Below are 19002 nucleotides of genomic sequence, written 5' to 3'. Positions count from 1 at the left end.
CAATTTTACAATAGAAGGGATGAAGAAATATGAAAATGTTACATGTAGGAATGGATACATTTGATAGACAAAAACGGTTAGACAAAGTAATTGAGCGTGCCATTACGGAAGATAGAATTGTAGGAACAGTTGTGTTAGTAGCGGAAAATGGAGAGCTGATTTATCGACGTTCTGCTGGTTTTTCAGATTGTGAGAAAAGAAAATTGATAGAAGAAAACGCATTATTTAGACTTTCGTCTGTAACAAAACCAATTGTTTCAGCGGCAGCTTTAGCCCTAGTTTCTCAAGGGAAAATGAGTTTAGAAGATGATATTAAAAAATGGTTGCCAGAATTCAGACCTAGATTAGCTAATGGACAGGAAGCATTCATTACGATTCGCCATTTGTTAACACATACAACAGGTTTAACATATGGATTTTTAGAAGAACAGGGAGGAGCTTATCATAGGGCTGGTGTTTCGGATGGGATGGATCGATCGGGCCTTTCCTTAGAAGAGAATTTAAAGCGCCTCAGCACGGTGTCTTTGCTATACACACCAGGAACGAATTGGGGGTATTCCATTGCTACCGATGTACTCGGTGCTATTATAAGCAAGGTTAGTAACTCTCCATTGGAAAAAGCGGTTCAATCATTAGTAACGAAACCATTAAACATGAAGGATACTGCTTTTCATGTAGTAGATGAGAAAAGATTAGTAACACCCTACGTGAATGACAGACTCGGTACGAGAAGAATGGGTAAGATAGAAATTGCACAAGTATTTGAAGGAACAGCAGGAATTCGATTTGAACCAGATCGTGTATTCGATAAAGATGCATTCCCATCAGGTGGTTCAGGTATGGTTGGAAGTGCAAGTGACTTTCTTCAGTTTTTAGAAGAGTTACGAGTAGGGAAACAATTGCTGTCTTCAGAATTGTCTTCAGAAATGAGGAGAGTTCAAACGGGAGATATAGAATTAGAGAATTGGCCAGGAAGAGGATTTGGACTTGGTTTTACGATTTTAAAAGATCCTAAAAAAGCGAATACAAAAGAGTCAATCGGCTCATGGCGTTTAGGGGGAGCTTATGGGCATTCATGGTTTGTTGATCCCATCAAAAAACTTAGTGTTGTTGCTTTTACAAATACAGCATTTGAAGGGATGTCTGGGCAATTTACAATCGATATTTGTAATGCTGTTTATGGATGAGAAGATAAAGGTTGATTCTATAACAAAAAGACAGGGTACTCTGTAAAATTTATACCATAAAATAGATAATAATTATTATAGAATCAAGGTGATGTATATAATGTTACACATTATATACATTTTGGTACATCATTTTTTTAAACATTGTAGACTAAAAAGGTAGTTGTTGTACATGAAGGTAATTTTTTTCAACACAAAACCAAAGTATCGTAAAACCTTTAAAAATCCCTTCAGATTACTGAAGGGATTTTCCATTCATATAATCTGCATTAGCGGAAGTTCGTTTCCCAATGAAATGTATCTATTAGTTTAATTTGTGCCTACAAGGATTGGAAGTCGTTTTATATTTTAGAAAATTCTCACTTAAACTATTGACTTTATAAATGTATTTTTTATACAATTGTATCTCGACTGAAATTTTCGAACGGACAGGAGGGAATCATCACAATGAGTACTATATTTGAAGAAGAATTACAGCGAATGAAAGAGACTTTATCTACAATGGATGAGCAATTAGACAAACTAGAAAAGGTTCCAGTTTATTATGGAGAGGATTTTAAGGAGCAAATCCTTGAAAGTATGAGGGAGTCAAATAGGAGAGATTTACGGGTTGGTGTACAAGAGCCATACTTTGGACGAATTGATTTTCAGGAAGAGGGACATTCAAAGCCAAATCCGATTTATATTGGTAAAGTAGGTGTTTCAGATACAGAAACGATGAAACCGATTGTTATTGACTGGCGTGCACCAGTTGCGAGTATGTTTTATTCATTCACTGGTGGTGAAGAACCGGCTTTTTATCATTCACCAGATGGATTAGTAGAAGGTGATGTGTATTTAAAAAGAAATATTGCTATTCGTAAAAGAGAACTAGAACGTGTCGTGGATACATATGTAAAAGGAAGTGAAGATGTATCTCTTGCAGATGATTTTCTTCTATATCGCTTAGGTGAAAATAAAGATAATAAATTAAAAGATATTGTTTCAACGATACAATCGGAACAAAATGATATTATTCGTGCAGAGAAAAACATGCCACTATTGATTCAAGGGGTTGCAGGAAGCGGAAAAACAACGATCGCTTTACATCGCCTTGCTTTTTTAATTTATGAATATCGTGAGCAACTAGAGGCAGAGAGAATGATTGTATTTGCGCCAAACAGTTTGTTTTTAGATTATATTTCAAGTGTACTTCCTGAGCTTGGCGTTGGAAATATTAAGCAAACAACATTTCAAGATTGGGCGCTGCGTACATTAGATGATGCGGTGAAATTAAAAAATACTGAAGAAAAACTGACACAAGCTTTTGCAATCAATCGTGATGATCATAAGGTTATGCTCGGAAAATTAAAAGGAACGATGCAATTTAAGGCATTTATTGAAGAAAGTATCGTTCACTTTGAAGAAGATTTAGTGCCAACAAAAGATTTTGAGGCATGGGAGAAAGCTGTTATTACAGTAGAAGAAATTAAAAAATGGATGCAAGTAGAATATAAGCATTATCCATTAATGAAACGAAGAGAACGATTGGTTGGTCGAATCAAGCGCTGGATTGAGATCGAACTGAAAAAGTTTGAAGGAACGAACAAGAAAAAAGAATTGAAAAAAGAAGCGACAAAAAGATTGAATGCCTATATGAAGTTTTGGCCTAAAATGAGTCCGCTATCATTTTATAGTTCGATCATGAAGCAAAAAGAAATAGTAGAAGTGTTGCCTGAAGAACTTGTGCAGGCAACAGAAAAAAATTGTCGTAAAAAAGAAGTATATATAGAGGATTTAGCACCTCTTATTCATATTCATTATCGATTAGCAGGTATTGAAATTGGTCAAAAATTCCATCACGTCGTTATCGATGAAGCGCAAGATTTTTCACCTTTCCAAATTTATATATTAAAAGAGATTACAATGGGTAACTCGTTTACAATTTTAGGTGATCTATCGCAAGCGATCTATGATTATCAAGGAATTGAAGACTGGAGTGACTTTAAAGAAGTATTTCAAGAAACAGGTTATTATGAACTGACGAGAAGTTATCGATCGACAAAAGAAATTATTGAGTTTGCAAACGAAGTTATTAAAAATGCACATATTCCAGTAGGCCTCGCAATTCCTGTTTTTCGTAGTGGGGAAAAAGTGAAGGTTATTTCTACGGATGATCAATTTGCAGAAGTTGTAAAGACCATACAGCATATGCAAAATGAAAATGTGAAGACGATTGCTGTTATCGGAAGAACAGATGATGAGTGTCGTCATATATATGAGGGGTTAACAGGTGTAGGAATCCAAGCTAATGTCATCGAAGCAAATCAAAGTAAATATGAAGGTGGCATTTCAGTTGTGCCTGTTTATTTAGCAAAAGGATTAGAATTTGACGCAGTGCTTCTTATTGATGTCGATAAAGTACATTATAAAGGTACGAAGCATGATGCAAAATTATTATATGTAGGCTGTACGAGATCCCTACATGATTTACGGATTTTCTATTCAGGAGAAGCATCCCCTTTAATTGAAGGAATACAAGAAGCATTTTACGAAAGTAAATAAAAGATGTGCAAGAGGATTTTCAAACGATAAGGGAGGAAAATCCTCTTGCTTTTCTATCATATCTTTCGAGAGGACTCCTACCTCTAAACATATGTGAAGATGGTGAGGTGAATTGAAAAAATATTTTATGTTCAAATAAAATGATAGAAACGTACGTTCTTGTTTTGTTTTTAAAGTTTCCAAAGACAAAATTACAATTGAATATTGGGAAATTAGGGTTTACTGAAGGGAAACTGAAACAAGTTCGTGTCATTCCAAAATACAATGCGTATGTAGTGGAATTCGTATTAGATGGTCCTTCAAAACAACAAACTGTTGAAGAGAATGGTCGTTATATGAGTATTGATTTAGGTATTGATAACCTTGCAACCATTGTAACAAACACAGGTATAAAGCCTGTACTTGTTAAGGGCAAACATGTCAAAAGCATAAATCAATATTACAACAAAATGAAGAGTCACTTTACAAGTGTTCTCAGGCAAGGTAAACAAACAGGGACAGGACCTTTTACTTCAAAAAGAATAGAAAAACTTCATCAAAAGCGTTACCTGAAAATAAAAGACATCTTCCATAAAGCGAGTCATCATATTGTAAAACTGGCTCAAGAAGAGAGAGTTTGCAAAATCGTTATTGGTCAAAACAAAAGTTGGAAACAAGAAACTGATATGGGAAAGAAAAATAACCAAACATTTTGCCATATCTCGCATACTGTATTGATTCAAATGATTACATACAAAGCAAATGCAGTAGGCATGCAAGTTATTGTAACCGAGGAATCGTACACGTCAAAAGCAAGTTTTCTAGATCATGACTTCATTCCAACGTATGGAATAAATGACCAACATGCAACTTTTTCAGGAAAACGAATAAAACGTGGTATGTATCGTTCTGCAAAAGGCATCGAACTTAACGCAGACGTAAATGCTGCGGCGAATATTTTACGAAAAGTAGTCCCGAATGCATGGAAAAACGGGATAGAGGGATTAGGCGTGAAACAGCTCGCTAGTGTGTTAACTCCACTGACGTTAATCGTCCGTTAGGCCGAAACGTTAGAAACCTCCACTTCAAGCTTTGCTAAGTGGGGGAGTATTCATAGCTGAGAAGGAGAATAAATATGATTACAAAAGTAATGAAAAAAAGCGAATGGGAAATAGCGAAAATAAAAGGAAACATCATGGAAGCTTCACTGCTGCAAGAAGGATTTATTCATTGTTCTTTTTCAGAACAAGCGCTTAAAGTTGCAGAAAAGCATTTTAGTACAGAAATGGAGTTAGTATTACTTGTTATTGAGCCATCATTAGTTGATGCGGAGATAAAATATGAATGCGCTTCTAACGGTCAAGATTATCCACACATATATGGAACTATAAATACAAATGCGATTGTGAAGGTAATAGAACTTCAAAAAGAAAATGACGTTTATGTTTTACCGGTAGAATTAGAGCGAAAATAGGAGCATGCATTTGTTCACCTCATAAAAGGATTTTTAATTCGTATTATCGAAGTATTGAAAGGAATAAGACGAAAGCGAGAAGAGGCGGACAAATGGAAGAAGCAATCAAGAAAATAAAGGAGATAAAATCAGGACAAGTAGGGATAGTTGTGTATTCAGCAAAAAGCCAAAATATTGTCGCTTTATACAATGATGATATATTGGTTCCGTTAGCGTCCGCAGCAAAAATTGCAATTGGATTTGCTGTAGCTAACATGGTTGAAGAAAACCAGATTTGCTGGAGTGATGAAATCAAAAATATCACATTTCATCCGAAAGAAGATAGTAAAGAAGTATATCCACATCTGCAAAGAAGAACAGTGTTAACACTAAGAAATGCTGTAGAAGTCATGATCGCATGTCATGACACTTGTATTGCACAATCCGTGGTGAACTTTTGCGGGGGATGGGAAGAAGTAAATAGAAGGATTCAATGCTCTTTTGCAAAGATGTATATTACAAAAGACCCAAGGGATGGGAAGAACGTTGGGAACTTAAAACAAGTTCTTAAACTTTTGATTCGTATATTCCAAGGATATGAATCAGATCCGGTGCTATGGGAACCACTCATAAATGGAATGGTAAGACAACAAGGAAAGTATGAAGGAATACCACATTATCATTTGGCGCATATGACAGGTGGATTACCTACAGCTGTTATTGATGTTGGTATTCTTGGAACGTTTTATGAAACCCCGTTTCTTTACGTGATTGGAGGAACAGATTTACCAAATCGTTATGAAAACGAAGAAGTTGATATAAGAATAGAAGAAACATTGCAATATTTATATAAAGAACATACAGAAGGTTATATATAGTGTTAAGAGAGGAGAATCTACTTGAAAATTATCCAACAAAATAATATGAAAGATAGTGAATACATCAAAAACAAAGTAATCCAATATAACATGTCAGTTCTACCAGGTGAAGTAAAACAAACGTTAGAACATGTAAGTGTTGTATTAAAAGACGATGCTGGAAAAATATTTGGAGGCATAACAGGAACGATGTATTTTTATCATCTGCACATCGATTTCTTATGGATAGATGAATCAGTGCGTCAAGAAGGTTACGGTAGTCAACTACTACATAAAATCGAAGAAATTGCTAAAGAGAAAAATTGTAGACTCATATTACTCGATTCATTTAGTTTTCAAGCACCTGGATTTTATAAGAAGCATGGCTATCGGGAATTTGGCGTAGTGGAAGATCATCCGAAAGGGTATAGTCAGCATTTTTTAGAGAAGCGATTGTAAGTTGGATGTAATTATATTATGTAAAATAAAAACGATAAATAGAATTTATAACTATAATATACACAGTAAAATGTAATTAGTTAAGAGAATGAGAGGATGTAAGAAGTGATGGAATCGATGCGTACATATTGTCTTTCAAAAGGAAAAGCAACAGAAGACTCTCCGGATGGATGGAATGCAACTTGTATGAGGGTTCATAATAAAATATTTGCAATTTTAAACTATGAAAAGGGAGAAAAAGCAGCAATTACATTGAAATGTGATCCCAATGTCGCATTACAGATTCGAGAAGAATATCCAGATTCGATTATTCCGGGCTATCATATGAATAAAAAACATTGGAATACGGTTTATATACATAGAGGATTAGGTCAAGAAGAAATTAATAAAATGATAGATTGGTCTTATGAATTAGTGTTGCAATCTTTTTCAAAAAAGGTGCAAAAAGAAATCTTGGGCTAGGAATGATTAATGTTTTTATGGCATTAATAAGGAGAGATGAATTGAAATGCGAATTCTCTCTTACTATAAACAAGAAAACGAAAGGAAGAGAAGCATAATGTCAAAGTTATTACAAGAATTATCAAAATCAGATAGTGAAATTCTTCGGTCTGAACTGTTAGAGCCGTTAAAAGTTACTTCAGGAAAACTGGTTGCCTGTGATCCTCTTATTTTCAATAAAAATTACTTCGAACAAACGATTCAGCCAGGTACATATCCAATCGTTGCTTGGTGGCACGATAACGTAATTGCTGGTGCTGGATTGAAATTATCAGAAGCAAAAGTGACAGCATGGAAAATGGCAACAAAACCAGGACAGAATGTAAGTGAATTAGAGGAAGGATATATTTTTGGCTACCCAGTTGATACGGGGCTAGGTTGTTTTGCAGATATAGAAGCAATGAATAAGTTAGCAGAAATAGAGGATCGATTACAACAAGAGCTAGGGGACGAATTTATAAGCTTGTATGATGATTTGATAGACGATGTACTAACAGAACATGATGATGAGTGGGGAAATTGTGTAGTTTGTGAGGAAACAGGAAGTAATATTATTATGTTCCGTTCAGGTTACGGTGATGGTTTTTATCCTTCTTATTGGGGATTTGACGAGAAAGGAAACGTTGTATCACTAGTCACTGATTTTCAAGTGTTATATGAGGAAGAATGAGTATATATAAATCCAAATTAAAAAAACTAACACCAAATCATTCTTTTCAGATGGATAAGAGCATCCGGCCAGGCATAGAAGCGGTCAGTGCCTTTTTTAGCCCCATTCCATGTGAAAACAGAAGGAGAAAATGAGTGAAGGTCTCTGTCTATTCTTCATAACCATAATGTATCTGTTATAAAATCAAATTGAATTTATATAAAATTAAGAATTATATAGAAAAGTCAAGGTTATTTTGTTTTTACATATTGAGAAAGAAAAATAGCCTTCAAAACATGCTTATGTTGGAGGCTATTTTTCTACTAAACGCTTTTTACTAGATCTTCAGTATTTGCATCTTGTTTTTTATACAATTGAATACCTTTCATAAATAACAGCATTCCTATTACACCAATTACGAAATAGACAACGCTCATACCAAAGGAAGGAATAATGGAACCAATTAACACACCTAAAGCACCCATGATTCCTGCACCGTGGTAGATTAAAGCGTTAATTGCCATGTATGAACTTCTAGCATCTTCTGGTACATGTGTTGCTAAAATAGATTGTCTTACTGGCGCATACATCATTTCTCCTACTGTGTATAGAAATACAGCGAGTAATAAAATCCATACGTTGTTACTTGAGCCGACAATTGCAAATCCAAGCGTGAATATAAAAACACCGGTGAATAATACTTTTTCCTCTTTAAATCCTTTCATTAGTTTTACCGCTAAGACGGAGAAAAGGACAATTAACAGCGTATTTTCAGCTGAAATCCAGCTCAGCATACGAATGCCAGTCAAGTTGAATACAGTGCCGTCCCATAGATTCAATTGAAAAGCTTGGAATTCCTGTTCTAACCGGATACCAATATAATTATTGACTTGAAATTCTAATCCGAGTGTACAAAGAAATGCTAAACAAAAATAAATGTATGCCTGATCTTTTATTACCACTTTATAGCTTGCAGCAATATTTTTTATAATGTTTTTTTGCGGTGCTTTCTTTTTGACAACATAAACTTCCTCAATAAATACAGCAAGTAGGATAAACGTAATTGCTGAAACAATACTTAATGAGATGAACAATTGTGTACGATATTGTTCATATAATAAACCGCCTAAAAGAGCTCCAATTGCCATAGATAAGTTGATACACCAGTAGTTAATAGCGTACATCATTTTTCGGTTTTCCGGTGTACTAACATCGATTAGCATTGCTTCGATTGCTGGTGTCATTAAACCTGTACCAAGACTATGTATGAGCATGAAACAAAATGTTAGCCAAGGGGAATTAACGTATGGAGAGATACAGATCCCCATAGAAACGACACCAGTAAACTGCATTGCTTGTCCAATAAGCATGATTTTCTTTCGTCCTAACCGGTCGGCGATATAACCACCGTATAAGCCTACGATGATAGAGATACATACGTTAACAAATAGCAATGTACCTGCTAGACCACTTCCTAAACTTTTCGAAAAATAGATGGCCATAAATGGGAAAATCATCGTGTAAACAGTTCTCGAAAAAAATGAAGTGATAATTCTAATTTTTATATTTCGATGCATAGACCAAAAACTCATATACATTCCTCCTTATATGCATATATTGTACTCTTTATTACTTTTAATTTAAATAATATTCAGTCAAATCGAAACTTTCTCAATAAATATAGGCGTATTAAGGGTTTGATGAAAAGAACAATATACACACTTTTGAAATGTTTTTGAGACTTGTCCATTCATCCAAGCATCCTTAGAAAGTTCAGCATTTTTTTTGGTACGTAATTAAGATATACGATATAATATATGAGAAAATATGACGGGAAGATAGCGTATATAGCAACCACAAAAGAGGATGTGCATATAAAAGAGATAAAAAGGCTATATATTGAAAAAAGTATAGGATGTATAAAACATTTCGTGTAAACAGAAAGGACTTCATCATGAGCGATAAACGAAATAGATTGCTGTATGTAGTTGTAACAATAATCGTAATGATTTTAGGACTTGCTTCAAGGAAATTTGCGTACGCTTTACCTAATCTATTAAATGCCTACTTAGGGGACGCACTGTGGGCTCTTATGATTTTTGTTGGATTTGGATTTTTGTTCAATAAAATGGGGACAAAGAAAGTTGTATTCATAAGTTTACTATTTTGCTATGGAATTGAAATGAGTCAACTATATCACGCCGAATGGATCGATCGTATACGAGCAACGACTGTAGGTGGGCTTGTATTAGGGTATGGTTTTTTATGGAGTGATTTAGTGGCTTATACGATTGGGATAGGAATGGGTGCGCTTTGTGAATCCGTTGTTCGAAAAAAATAAAAAATATGAAAGCTCCTTTTCACCAATGCAGAAAAGGAGCTTTCATGTATTATTGAATAACGTTAACAGATAACCCTTTCGTCATAAGAATATGCGGGATACCATCTTCTATAAATACATCAGAAGTAGTTTGATAACCGAGTTTATGATAGAAACCTTCTGCATGTGTTTGCCCATGCAGCTTCACTTTGGATATACCTTTTTCTCTAGCAACCTTTTCTAATGTTTGAATGATTACTTTTCCTAAACCATATTTCCGGTAAGACTTTAAGATGCAAATTCTTTCTAACTTACCGATGTTATCTACAAATCTTATTCGTCCAGTTCCTACAGGTTTTTCGTGAAAATAAACTAAAATGTGATGACATGCATCACTTAGTGTATCAAACGTATCAAATTCATCTTCCAGCGGAACATTTTGTTCTTTAACAAATACTTCTTTTCGAATTTGAAAGGCAACTTCTAAATCAGCTATTTCTTTGATTTGTCTTGATTCCAACTTATTCAGTCCTTTCTATTATGAAGAGGATATAAAAAAACATCATTTATATAAGAGTATCAAAGAGATGAAACTTTAGCTATATAATATGTAACCTTCTTTCAAGGTTAGTAAAATTGTTTTATTCGTGTGAAATAGCCATCTTCTACAAAATGAAAGATGGCTGTTTTCATTTATATGACTTCTAATATTATTCCGCGGGACGTGGCCCAGCATCTAAACCTGAATTTTCGACTGTTAATATAGGGCGAACAGTTAAGTCTTTATGTACGCGCATTTGACAGGACAATCGTAAATGATCTTCAATCCCTTTTTCCGTAATTGCATGTTTCTCACCCTGGGTAGGCTCACAAAAGTCACCGGAGATGATCTCAACTCTGCAAGTTGTACAGCGAGAATTCCCACCGCAGCGATGAAGAATCTGGATACCATTATCTTCAAGTGCTAGTACTAATTTTGTCCCTTCTTTTACATCAAATGTTCCGCTACCTACAACGGTTAATTTTGGCATATTACAGCCTCCTCGTGTAAAATTCTACATAAACTATTTATGACCGTACAATTATAAACATAAACATGAAAAAATTTTATTTATCCCGTAACTTTTTTATTTGTTCAATCGTTAATAAAGTAAGCGCTGAAAAGGAGTGGTTATTTTGTGCACAAAAGTAACTCAAATGTTAAAAAATCATATCGATATGAATCATTCAAATAGAAACTTTTTAACCGAAAATTATGCAGAGTTAAAAAGGTACTGTACATTTTTAACGAAAAACAAATGGGAGGGGGAGGACCTTGCGCAAGAAACAGTTTGCAAAGTACTTCAAAAATATGTAGATAAGGATATTTGTATTACACTTCTATATAAAATCGCCCGCAATCATTGGTTAGATCAGTTGAAGACAAAATCAGTTCAAGAGAAATTAGAGCAGCAAATTATAACTGAAGAACCGCACGGAACAATTGCTGATTTGCATGAAGTAGTGGAAAAAGTACTCTCTTCGTTAAATGCACAGCAATCCGTTATTTTCTTATTGAAGGATGTTTTTCAGTACAGTTTATCTGACATTGCAACAATATGTTCCTTATCAGAAGGAGCAGTTAAGGCCTCATTATTTCGGAGTAGAAATAGATTGAAAACGGTAAGCGAAGAAGAAGTTACATTAACTGGGCAAGAAGATGAGGTTGAGGTACTTGTGACAGCCATTCGCGAACAAAAACCAGAATTATTAACAAAATTTCTTCCAACCATCCATTTTACACATTTATCATCTAAAGAACCGATGCTACGATTTGGTACTCAAAAAACTTCTTCTTACAGTTACATGTTATGTGCAGCTTAATAATAAGATGGAGGGATTATGATGAATGCAATTCCATATGTTGTGGAACAAACGAAATTAGGAGAGCGTTCCTATGATATATACTCAAGGTTGTTAAAAGACCGTATTATTATGATTGGATCGGAAATTAATGATCAAGTAGCGAGTAGTATAGTGGCACAGTTATTATTTTTAGAGGCAGAAGATGCAGAAAAAGATATTTTCCTTTATATTAATAGCCCAGGTGGTTCAACTACAGCAGGATTTGCGATATTAGATACAATGAACCTCATTAAACCAGATGTGCAAACGCTTTGTATGGGATTCGCAGCGTCATTTGGAGCATTATTGTTACTCGCTGGAGCAAAAGGAAAACGATTTGCGCTCCCAAATAGTGAAATTATGATTCATCAGCCGCTTGGCGGGGTGAAGGGGCAAGCGACAGAGATTGAAATAACAGCGAAACGAATATTGAAGTTAAAACAAGATATTAATCAAATTATAGCGGACCGAACGGGTCAACCAATTGAAAAAGTCGCACAGGATACAGAAAGAGATTATTTTATGACGGCGGAAGAAGCAAGAGCATATGGCATTGTTGATGCGGTTATTGAAAAGAAATAATAAAAACAGGCCAGTGAACATTGGGTTCCCTGGCCTGTTTTTGCGTAATACATTAATCTTGTATCCACTCATTTACTAATTCTTGATTTTTTTTGATCCATTTTCTAGCAGCTTCTTCAGGATCCTTTGTTTTGTTTAACATAACCATTAATGTACCGAGCTGTTCATCATTCATTTTCCATCGATCGAAATATTTCACAATTTCCGGATAATCTTTTTCAAAACCTTTTCTTATAGAGTAATAAATGTCGTCTTTTTCACCATATACTTTCTTAGGGTCTTTTAAATATTTTAAATCAAATTCTGAAAAGCCCCAGTGTGGATTCCAAAGTGTTACAGCGATTGGCTTTTTTTGTGTATAGGCCTTTTTTAATTCACTCATCATCGCAGCTTCTGAAGATTGGACAAGTTTCAGCTGTATAGCATATTCTTTCATGGCTTTATCTGTTAAATTCATCAGGCTACTGCCAGGTTCAATCCCGATAATCTTATTGTTTAACTCATCCTTATGAGTATTTAAATCTTCGATGCTGTTTATATCCTTCATATACAAAGGAACGACTAAACCAAGTCCAGTTCCTTCATACCATTTTGATTTCAAGACAAGATCATTTTTATACCGATCATTTAATGGCTTATCGGTTACAGGAAGCCACACTTCTAAGTTTGCATCAACATCACCGCGCGCAACACCGGTCCAAACGGCTGCTTTTTCTAAATACATGAGTTCAACTTGATAGCCTTTTTGTTCTAATAAGACTTTCCACATATTTGCGGTCGCAATGTTTTCTTTCCAACTTGTTACACCAAGTTTAATTTTTCCTTTTGTATTCGCATTTGTTGCATTACAAGAGGTGACAATCATAGAGATAAATAACAAAATGCTGATAAGCCATATGTTTCGTTTCATTGAGATTCTCATCCTTTGTGTGATTTAACATAGATGTTATAAAGTGAAATTTCCATCAGTAGCAATTTTTCATTCACCATTGATAGTGAAATAAATCACTCTATAAGTGAACCTTCTTATTATGAACGAAAATAAGAATTTTAAAAAAAGCCTCGTTATGTAATATTTCTGTTTAAAATCGTTACACTATGTGAATAGATGGGCAGAAAAGGAGTAGTTGCATGGACAATACAAAATTACGTGTTGAAAACGTAACAAAAGTATTTGGGAAAAATCCGCAACGAGCAGTTGCATTATTAAAAGAAGGAAAAAGTAAATCAGAAATATTAAAAGAAACAGGAATGAACGTTGGGGTGAAAAAGGCAACGTTTGAGGTATATACCGGAGAAATTTTTGTAATTATGGGGTTGTCCGGAAGTGGAAAATCAACTTTAGTGCGGATGTTGAACCAATTAATTAAGCCAACAACAGGTCACATATACATAGATGGGGAAGACATCGCAACGATGGGGAAAGAAGCTTTACGGAAAGTAAGAAGAACGAAAATGAGTATGGTTTTTCAGAAATTTGCGCTATTCCCGCATCGTACAGTCTTGCAGAATGTAGCCTACGGTTTAGAAATACAAGGTGTGTCGGTAGAAGAAAGGGAAGTGAAAGCTTTGGAGTCGCTTCAATTAGTAGGATTAGATCATCATAAAGATAGTTATCCAGGACAATTAAGTGGCGGGATGCAGCAGCGCGTTGGAATCGCCAGGGCTCTTACAAATAATCCAGACGTCCTTCTGATGGACGAGTCTTTTAGCGCATTGGATCCACTTATTAGAAAAGAGATGCAGGATGAGTTATTAGAACTACAAGATAAAATGGAAAAAACAATTATTTTTATTACACATGATTTAGATGAGGCGCTTAGAATTGGGGATCGTATTGCGTTAATGAAAGATGGAGAAATTGTGCAAATTGGGACCCCAGAAGAAATTATGATGAGTCCTGCGAATGAGTTTGTAGAGAAGTTTGTGGCAGATGTGAACTTAGGAAAAGTAATTACTGCCGAGTCCATTTTAAAAAGACCAGAAACGTTATTAATTGATCGAGGCCCACGTGTAGCATTACAAATTATGAGAAATGCGGGTGTTTCTAGCGTATATGTTGTAAATAAAAAGCATGAGTTTTTAGGAATTTTAACGGCTGATGATGCAAGTAAAGCAGTTCAAAAGCAATGGCCGATTGCCGATTTGTTACTGAAAGATATTCCGCATGTGTATGTAGATACATTACTAGAAGAAACGTATGCGAAAATGGCGGAGATGAAGCTACCATTACCAGTAATTGATGAAAAGAAAAGACTAAGAGGCATAATAAAACGAGAAAGCGTCATTCAAGCCCTTGCAGGAAATATCGAGGAAGAGGTGGATGACGATGAATAGTATTCCGCGCATTCCTTTAGGTGAATGGGTTGATGCATTTGTTGCTAGTTTATATGCACATTTTGAAGGACTATTTAGAGGGTTTTCATATGTGATAGGTGGTTTCGTTGAGTTACTTACCAACTTTTTAACAGTGATTCCAGCATTTTTAATGATTATAATCATATGTTTTCTCGTTTGGTACACAACGCGGAAAGTATCTCTCGTTATTTTTTCGTTAATCGGCTTATTATTTATTTTAAACATTAACTATTGGGGACAAACGATGCAAACATTAGCACTTGTTCTCACATCAGTCATTATTTCTATTATTGTAGGGATTCCAATGGGCATTTTAGCATCTCAAAATGAAAGGTTTTCAAAAATTTTAAAACCAACATTAGACTTTATGCAAACAATGCCTGCCTTTGTTTATCTTATTCCAGCGATTACATTCTTTGGAGTAGGTGTTGTCCCAGGTATTATCGCATCTGTTATTTTCGCGATGCCACCAACGATCCGTTTTACTGATTTAGGGATCAGACAAGTACCTGAAGACTTAATCGAGGCTGCGAATGCATTCGGATCTACTACATCTCAGAAGTTATTTAAAGTACAATTGCCCCTTGCAACAGGAACAATTATGGCCGGCGTAAACCAAAGTATTATGCTATCCTTATCAATGGTTGTTACAGCTTCACTCGTAGGTGCACCAGGACTTGGGGTAGATGTATATCGCTCCGTAACACAAGTGAACATTGGAATGGGATTTGAAGCTGGACTAGCTATCGTAGTTATTGCGATTGTATTAGACCGGATTACGCAAGGATTTCACCGGAAAAGAAGAGGATGAATAGAAAACACGCTTCGTATGTGAGTGTATAAATCCAAATTGAAAGAATGACATAAAACCATTTTAGGTGGGAGAGAGGATCCGGCCACGCATAGAAGCGGTCAGCCCCTCTTCCTGCCCCATGCCAAGTGAAAACAAAGAGAGAAAATGAATGTAGTTCACTTTTTGTTCTTCCTAGCAGCGGGGTATGTGTCGGAAAATCAAAATGGATATATATATTGGTTACGAGGCGTGTTTTTTGTTTTGATGAAGTTTAAAAAGATACATGTATTACATACGAACAATGACAGGTACACAAACTTGATTTTGTTGTCTCCGAATGAATTAGAGTATTTTAAAATAATAATCTGCTCTCAATATGATTTTTCATGCTAATAAGAGATTTAGAATTCCCATATTTGGTAAGGGAATCTTGAAAATCTGCTAAAGCTTCAATAGAGGTAGTCTGGATTTTCATTAAATAATTGAAGTCGCCACTAATTCTGTGTAATTCGGAAACTTCTTTAGACCCTTCGCAAAATGCAATGAAAGATTGACATTTTTCAGTTTTGAATAAAATAAACGTCGTTACACCTTTATCTAATTTATCCGGATTATATACTGTATTGTAACTTAAAATGATCTTTCGTTCTTCTAATTTAGAAATACGTTCTTTTACGGAAGGCTGAGACATAGAAATCTTTTGACTAATTTTTGAAATGGGAATACGGGCATTTTTTTGTAAAATCTTCATTATTTTATAATCAATTTCATCTAAATCACTATAATTTTGCATACTTACAACTCCTAAGGTATTTATTTCGAAATGCCATTATTTATAAGTTATACTAGCAGATTTAACTTATTAATCATATGTATTCATCCTTTTCAACAAATTATACTTATGGAAAGGAGGAGTTAAGATGTCTAATGTTAAAGGAATTGCACATATCGCAATACAGGCAAAAGATTTCGATGAAGTCATTCGTTTTTACACGAATGCATTGCATTTTAAAATTGCACATACTTGGGCACTACCTGCGTTTAATTTGGAGAAAGCCGCTATGCTCGTTTCATCTGATGGTACTACGTATATAGAAGTCTTTGATTATGAAGCTCAAATAGCTGCACAAGGAAGAAAGGCTTTGGAGCATGAAGAAATAACACATGGTGCGTTATTACATTTTGCCTTAACAGTAGAAAATGCAAGTGAAGCTTATCAAACTGCAATTTATTTTGGGGCGAAAAAATGTATTCCACCGGCTACTATGGAATTGGGATCACCAGCTATTAAAGTAAATAACGCACTTGTATATAGCCCGAATGGGGAAGTCATTGAGTTTATTGAAAGGGTGGATTTCCAGTAATGTAAGTGATATGGAACCATCATCTAATAGATGTTTCAATATCACTTTTACAGGGAGCGAATAGCTTCGATACATGAATAAAAAGACAGGGTATGTTTTGATGAAGTTTTTTAAAACATACCCTGTCTTTTTATTATGGAGTAATTTCTATCCTAAGATACAATGTTCAGAAAAATCACAATAAACATTCGTTTTTATGGTATGATAAATTGTAAATTTAAGGGATGAGGGGGATACGTATGACTACAAATAAACAATCTGAAGAAAGCTGCTTTATATGTCAAAAACATAAAGGAAACATCACAGTTCCGGGCGGTGCGATTTATGAAGATGACCTTGTATATATCGGGCATGTTCATTGGGGAGAAGAGGAAAATACGTATCTTGGATATGTAATGATTGATATAAAAAGACATACGCCTGGGTTAGCGGAATTAACAGAGGAAGAGGCGAAAACTTTTGGGTTAATGGCAAGTAGAGTAAGCAGAGCATTAAAAGAATGCGAAGGTGCTGAACATATTTATGCTTTCGTTTCAGGGAATGGAGCACCGCATATGCACATGCATATCATTCCGCGCTATTCAAATACACCGGAGGAATTTTGGTCACCAACTAAAATTGCAAACTGGGAAGGGGCACCTCATGGAAAGGCAGAACAAATACGAACAGTATGTGAAAGAATACAAATGTATATGGGGAATGAGTATGCATACAACAAATAAAAAACGATATTCATGGGTTGGTAGTAACGAAATGTGTTTAGGGGAAATTTCGGTTAAGAAACATGGTAATGTAGTCCTTGGTAGGTATGGTGGAAATACAAGTGCGGGTGCAAAGAAGAATGAAGATGGTGCCCTTATTTGGTCAAATGGGGATTGGGAGTTTACGATGATATTAGATGGACACAACAGTGCAGAAAGTGTCACTTTAGTCGTATATACAATTCAAAATGAATATGAAAATATGAAGCGTATACTAGAAGGACCTGTTGAAACGGTATTTCAATCTGTTGAACAGCACTTACTTTCCATTTTTCAGTCCAATTCATTTAAACAGGCTTGTCAGCAAGTAAAAGGTGAAACAGCTTGCCTAATTTGTGTAAGAAAAGAAAATTATATTTGGTGGTTTTCTATCGGGGATTGCCTCGTTTACGTATTTCATGAAGAGTTCCATAAACTAGGGCAATATACATTGAATCAACGTCATTTTTTATGAATGGATTGGACACGTTAATACATTTTCTTTATCAGTTCCTTGTTATTCATCTGGTATTCGGGAACTACGTACAGGGAACAACAGAATCGTAATGGTAACAGATGGGGTACTAGAATGCGGAGAGCGCCGTTATGAAAACCCGTTTCATTTATATCAAGATATGTATGAAAATAAGGCAGAATTAACAACATGTGTTCAAAATGTGTTAGAGCATGTTCATGATCAGCTAGGACGAGATAGTGCGACAATGATGAGTTGGGATTATGAAAATCATGCGTATTGTACGTATCCGAGTAATCAACCAGAGAAAATACAATTTTCAAATAAGTCGTAAAGGGGACAGGAAATGAAAAGACCTTTACTGCGTGCGGAAGCCATTATCCTAAGTGAAGATCATTCTAAAGTTCTTGTGCAGTGTGATAATCAAGAAACGTTCTATCGTTTTCTAGGTGGATCCATTGAATTTGGTGAAACAGCGTGTGAAGCAATTATTCGAGAGTTACTTGAGGAATATGATTTAGAAGTTAAGATTGGAGAATTAGCAATCGTAAATGAGCACCTATTTGAGATTGAGGGAAAATTGCATCATCAATGTACATTGTTTCATTGGTGTAAACTTGCAGCCTCTATGAATGAAGTGTTACATCATAAAGAGCATGAAAATATTATTCTTACGTGGAAAAATATCCAGGAGCTAAAAGATAAACAGACTTATCCTGAGGGGATTGTTTCTTTCATAGAACAAAAGAATAGGGGGGGATGTATTTACTTACGAAAAGGGCATATTTCTTATAAAAAGGAAAGAGAGAATAGATGGTTTATGATCTAACTTCAGTTTTTGTGTATTAAAAAGTCCC

20 protein-coding genes and 2 pseudogenes are annotated in these 19002 nt (G+C 35.1%); 17 read left to right on the top strand and 5 right to left on the bottom strand.

What is annotated here, in order from left to right:
- The first annotated feature begins 29 nt into the window (after window positions 1–29).
- From ACX5JI_RS20870 to ACX5JI_RS20835, 8 genes and pseudogenes are all read left to right on the top strand, one after another.
- A complete protein-coding gene (locus ACX5JI_RS20870; protein ID WP_459502941.1) occupies window positions 30–1187 on the top strand; it encodes a serine hydrolase domain-containing protein in 1158 nt (385 codons plus the stop codon).
- A gap of 447 nt (window positions 1188–1634) precedes the next feature.
- The gene (locus tag ACX5JI_RS20865) at window positions 1635–3731 is read left to right on the top strand and encodes a HelD family protein (protein WP_459502940.1); all 2097 of its coding nucleotides are present in this window, start codon (window positions 1635–1637) and stop codon (window positions 3729–3731) included.
- Between the two features lie 167 nt (window positions 3732–3898).
- Window positions 3899–4771: pseudogene (locus ACX5JI_RS20860) on the top strand (RNA-guided endonuclease InsQ/TnpB family protein); the annotation flags it as partial.
- A 74-nt stretch (window positions 4772–4845) separates the two neighbouring features.
- Window positions 4846–5184 (top strand): DUF952 domain-containing protein, encoded by a 339-nt coding sequence (locus ACX5JI_RS20855; RefSeq protein WP_459502939.1) that lies wholly within the window; start codon window positions 4846–4848, stop codon window positions 5182–5184.
- A 92-nt stretch (window positions 5185–5276) separates the two neighbouring features.
- The gene (locus ACX5JI_RS20850; RefSeq protein ID WP_459502938.1) at window positions 5277–6041 is read left to right on the top strand and encodes a serine hydrolase; all 765 of its coding nucleotides are present in this window, start codon (window positions 5277–5279) and stop codon (window positions 6039–6041) included.
- Between the two features lie 45 nt (window positions 6042–6086).
- Window positions 6087–6479: a GNAT family N-acetyltransferase gene (locus ACX5JI_RS20845; RefSeq protein ID WP_459503008.1), complete on the top strand. Its 393-nt coding sequence runs from the start codon at window positions 6087–6089 to the stop codon at window positions 6477–6479.
- A 108-nt stretch (window positions 6480–6587) separates the two neighbouring features.
- A complete protein-coding gene (locus ACX5JI_RS20840) occupies window positions 6588–6941 on the top strand; it encodes an MmcQ/YjbR family DNA-binding protein (RefSeq protein WP_459502937.1) in 354 nt (117 codons plus the stop codon).
- A 97-nt stretch (window positions 6942–7038) separates the two neighbouring features.
- Window positions 7039–7650, top strand: coding sequence for a DUF4241 domain-containing protein (locus ACX5JI_RS20835; RefSeq protein WP_459502936.1), 612 nt, complete (start codon window positions 7039–7041; stop codon window positions 7648–7650).
- Window positions 7651–7952: 302 nt separating this feature from the next.
- Here ACX5JI_RS20835 and ACX5JI_RS20830 read toward each other — a convergent pair whose 3' ends face one another.
- Window positions 7953–9221 carry an MDR family MFS transporter gene (locus ACX5JI_RS20830; RefSeq protein ID WP_459502935.1) on the bottom strand — a complete coding sequence of 423 codons (1269 nt, stop codon included), beginning with the start codon at window positions 9219–9221 and terminating at the stop codon, window positions 7953–7955.
- Between the two features lie 362 nt (window positions 9222–9583).
- On the opposite strand from ACX5JI_RS20830, the gene ACX5JI_RS20825 reads away from it, so the two are divergent.
- The gene (locus ACX5JI_RS20825) at window positions 9584–9970 is read left to right on the top strand and encodes a ribosomal maturation YjgA family protein (protein ID WP_459502934.1); all 387 of its coding nucleotides are present in this window, start codon (window positions 9584–9586) and stop codon (window positions 9968–9970) included.
- Between the two features lie 49 nt (window positions 9971–10019).
- Here the strand turns inward: ACX5JI_RS20825 and ACX5JI_RS20820 are convergent, their stop codons facing one another.
- Together ACX5JI_RS20820 and ACX5JI_RS20815 are read right to left on the bottom strand one after the other, a co-directional pair.
- Complete coding sequence (locus ACX5JI_RS20820; RefSeq protein WP_459502933.1) at window positions 10020–10469, bottom strand: GNAT family N-acetyltransferase; 450 nt, start codon at window positions 10467–10469, stop codon at window positions 10020–10022.
- A 190-nt stretch (window positions 10470–10659) separates the two neighbouring features.
- Window positions 10660–10980, bottom strand: a complete 321-nt coding sequence (locus tag ACX5JI_RS20815) for a 2Fe-2S iron-sulfur cluster-binding protein (protein WP_459502932.1) — start codon at window positions 10978–10980, stop codon at window positions 10660–10662.
- Between the two features lie 145 nt (window positions 10981–11125).
- Here ACX5JI_RS20815 and ACX5JI_RS20810 point away from each other — a divergent pair, with 145 nt between their 5' ends.
- Window positions 11126–11812, top strand: coding sequence for an RNA polymerase subunit sigma-70 (locus ACX5JI_RS20810; protein WP_459502931.1), 687 nt, complete (start codon window positions 11126–11128; stop codon window positions 11810–11812).
- Window positions 11813–11833: 21 nt separating this feature from the next.
- A complete protein-coding gene (clpP, locus tag ACX5JI_RS20805; RefSeq protein ID WP_459502930.1) occupies window positions 11834–12415 on the top strand; it encodes an ATP-dependent Clp endopeptidase proteolytic subunit ClpP in 582 nt (193 codons plus the stop codon).
- Between the two features lie 52 nt (window positions 12416–12467).
- On the opposite strand, the gene ACX5JI_RS20800 is transcribed toward clpP, so the two are convergent.
- Window positions 12468–13325 (bottom strand): glycine betaine ABC transporter substrate-binding protein, encoded by an 858-nt coding sequence (locus tag ACX5JI_RS20800; RefSeq protein WP_459502929.1) that lies wholly within the window; start codon window positions 13323–13325, stop codon window positions 12468–12470.
- A gap of 221 nt (window positions 13326–13546) precedes the next feature.
- On the opposite strand from ACX5JI_RS20800, the gene ACX5JI_RS20795 reads away from it, so the two are divergent.
- Window positions 13547–14752: a quaternary amine ABC transporter ATP-binding protein gene (locus ACX5JI_RS20795; RefSeq protein WP_459502928.1), complete on the top strand. Its 1206-nt coding sequence runs from the start codon at window positions 13547–13549 to the stop codon at window positions 14750–14752.
- Complete coding sequence (locus ACX5JI_RS20790) at window positions 14745–15584, top strand: ABC transporter permease (RefSeq protein ID WP_459502927.1); 840 nt, start codon at window positions 14745–14747, stop codon at window positions 15582–15584. The genes ACX5JI_RS20795 and ACX5JI_RS20790 overlap by 8 nt, the downstream gene beginning before the upstream one ends.
- 334 nt (window positions 15585–15918) lie before the next feature.
- Here the strand turns inward: ACX5JI_RS20790 and ACX5JI_RS20785 are convergent, their stop codons facing one another.
- Complete coding sequence (locus ACX5JI_RS20785) at window positions 15919–16359, bottom strand: Lrp/AsnC family transcriptional regulator (protein WP_459502926.1); 441 nt, start codon at window positions 16357–16359, stop codon at window positions 15919–15921.
- Between the two features lie 127 nt (window positions 16360–16486).
- Here ACX5JI_RS20785 and ACX5JI_RS20780 point away from each other — a divergent pair, with 127 nt between their 5' ends.
- The 4 genes and pseudogenes from ACX5JI_RS20780 (at window position 16487) to ACX5JI_RS20765 (ending at window position 18974) form a co-directional block, all read left to right on the top strand.
- Window positions 16487–16930: a VOC family protein gene (locus tag ACX5JI_RS20780; protein ID WP_459502925.1), complete on the top strand. Its 444-nt coding sequence runs from the start codon at window positions 16487–16489 to the stop codon at window positions 16928–16930.
- 233 nt (window positions 16931–17163) lie between these two features.
- Window positions 17164–17652, top strand: a complete 489-nt coding sequence (locus ACX5JI_RS20775; protein ID WP_459503007.1) for an HIT family protein — start codon at window positions 17164–17166, stop codon at window positions 17650–17652.
- A pseudogene (locus ACX5JI_RS20770) lies at window positions 17630–18479 on the top strand (PP2C family serine/threonine-protein phosphatase). The gene ACX5JI_RS20775 and the pseudogene ACX5JI_RS20770 overlap by 23 nt, the downstream one beginning before the upstream one ends.
- 12 nt (window positions 18480–18491) lie before the next feature.
- Window positions 18492–18974, top strand: a complete 483-nt coding sequence (locus tag ACX5JI_RS20765) for an NUDIX domain-containing protein (protein ID WP_459502924.1) — start codon at window positions 18492–18494, stop codon at window positions 18972–18974.
- Window positions 18975–19002: the final 28 nt, after the last annotated feature.

It is taken from the genome of Bacillus sp. C1, assembly GCF_054570475.1.
Note: the sequence above shows the minus strand (reverse complement) of the source record. Positions and strands in the feature narration are given on the sequence as shown.

Coding starts and splice junctions, on each gene's coding strand:
- ACX5JI_RS20790 (WP_459502927.1), top strand. CDS start 14,745: ATGAATAGTATTCCGCGCATTCCTTTAGGTGAATGGGTTGATGCATTT.
- ACX5JI_RS20785 (WP_459502926.1), bottom strand. CDS start 16,359: ATGCAAAATTATAGTGATTTAGATGAAATTGATTATAAAATAATGAAG.
- ACX5JI_RS20800 (WP_459502929.1), bottom strand. CDS start 13,325: ATGAAACGAAACATATGGCTTATCAGCATTTTGTTATTTATCTCTATG.
- clpP (WP_459502930.1), top strand. CDS start 11,834: ATGAATGCAATTCCATATGTTGTGGAACAAACGAAATTAGGAGAGCGT.
- ACX5JI_RS20825 (WP_459502934.1), top strand. CDS start 9,584: ATGAGCGATAAACGAAATAGATTGCTGTATGTAGTTGTAACAATAATC.
- ACX5JI_RS20780 (WP_459502925.1), top strand. CDS start 16,487: ATGTCTAATGTTAAAGGAATTGCACATATCGCAATACAGGCAAAAGAT.
- ACX5JI_RS20815 (WP_459502932.1), bottom strand. CDS start 10,980: ATGCCAAAATTAACCGTTGTAGGTAGCGGAACATTTGATGTAAAAGAA.
- ACX5JI_RS20835 (WP_459502936.1), top strand. CDS start 7,039: ATGTCAAAGTTATTACAAGAATTATCAAAATCAGATAGTGAAATTCTT.
- ACX5JI_RS20855 (WP_459502939.1), top strand. CDS start 4,846: ATGATTACAAAAGTAATGAAAAAAAGCGAATGGGAAATAGCGAAAATA.
- ACX5JI_RS20865 (WP_459502940.1), top strand. CDS start 1,635: ATGAGTACTATATTTGAAGAAGAATTACAGCGAATGAAAGAGACTTTA.
- ACX5JI_RS20795 (WP_459502928.1), top strand. CDS start 13,547: ATGGACAATACAAAATTACGTGTTGAAAACGTAACAAAAGTATTTGGG.
- ACX5JI_RS20765 (WP_459502924.1), top strand. CDS start 18,492: ATGAAAAGACCTTTACTGCGTGCGGAAGCCATTATCCTAAGTGAAGAT.
- ACX5JI_RS20850 (WP_459502938.1), top strand. CDS start 5,277: ATGGAAGAAGCAATCAAGAAAATAAAGGAGATAAAATCAGGACAAGTA.
- ACX5JI_RS20870 (WP_459502941.1), top strand. CDS start 30: ATGAAAATGTTACATGTAGGAATGGATACATTTGATAGACAAAAACGG.
- ACX5JI_RS20845 (WP_459503008.1), top strand. CDS start 6,087: ATGAAAGATAGTGAATACATCAAAAACAAAGTAATCCAATATAACATG.
- ACX5JI_RS20830 (WP_459502935.1), bottom strand. CDS start 9,221: ATGAGTTTTTGGTCTATGCATCGAAATATAAAAATTAGAATTATCACT.
- ACX5JI_RS20840 (WP_459502937.1), top strand. CDS start 6,588: ATGGAATCGATGCGTACATATTGTCTTTCAAAAGGAAAAGCAACAGAA.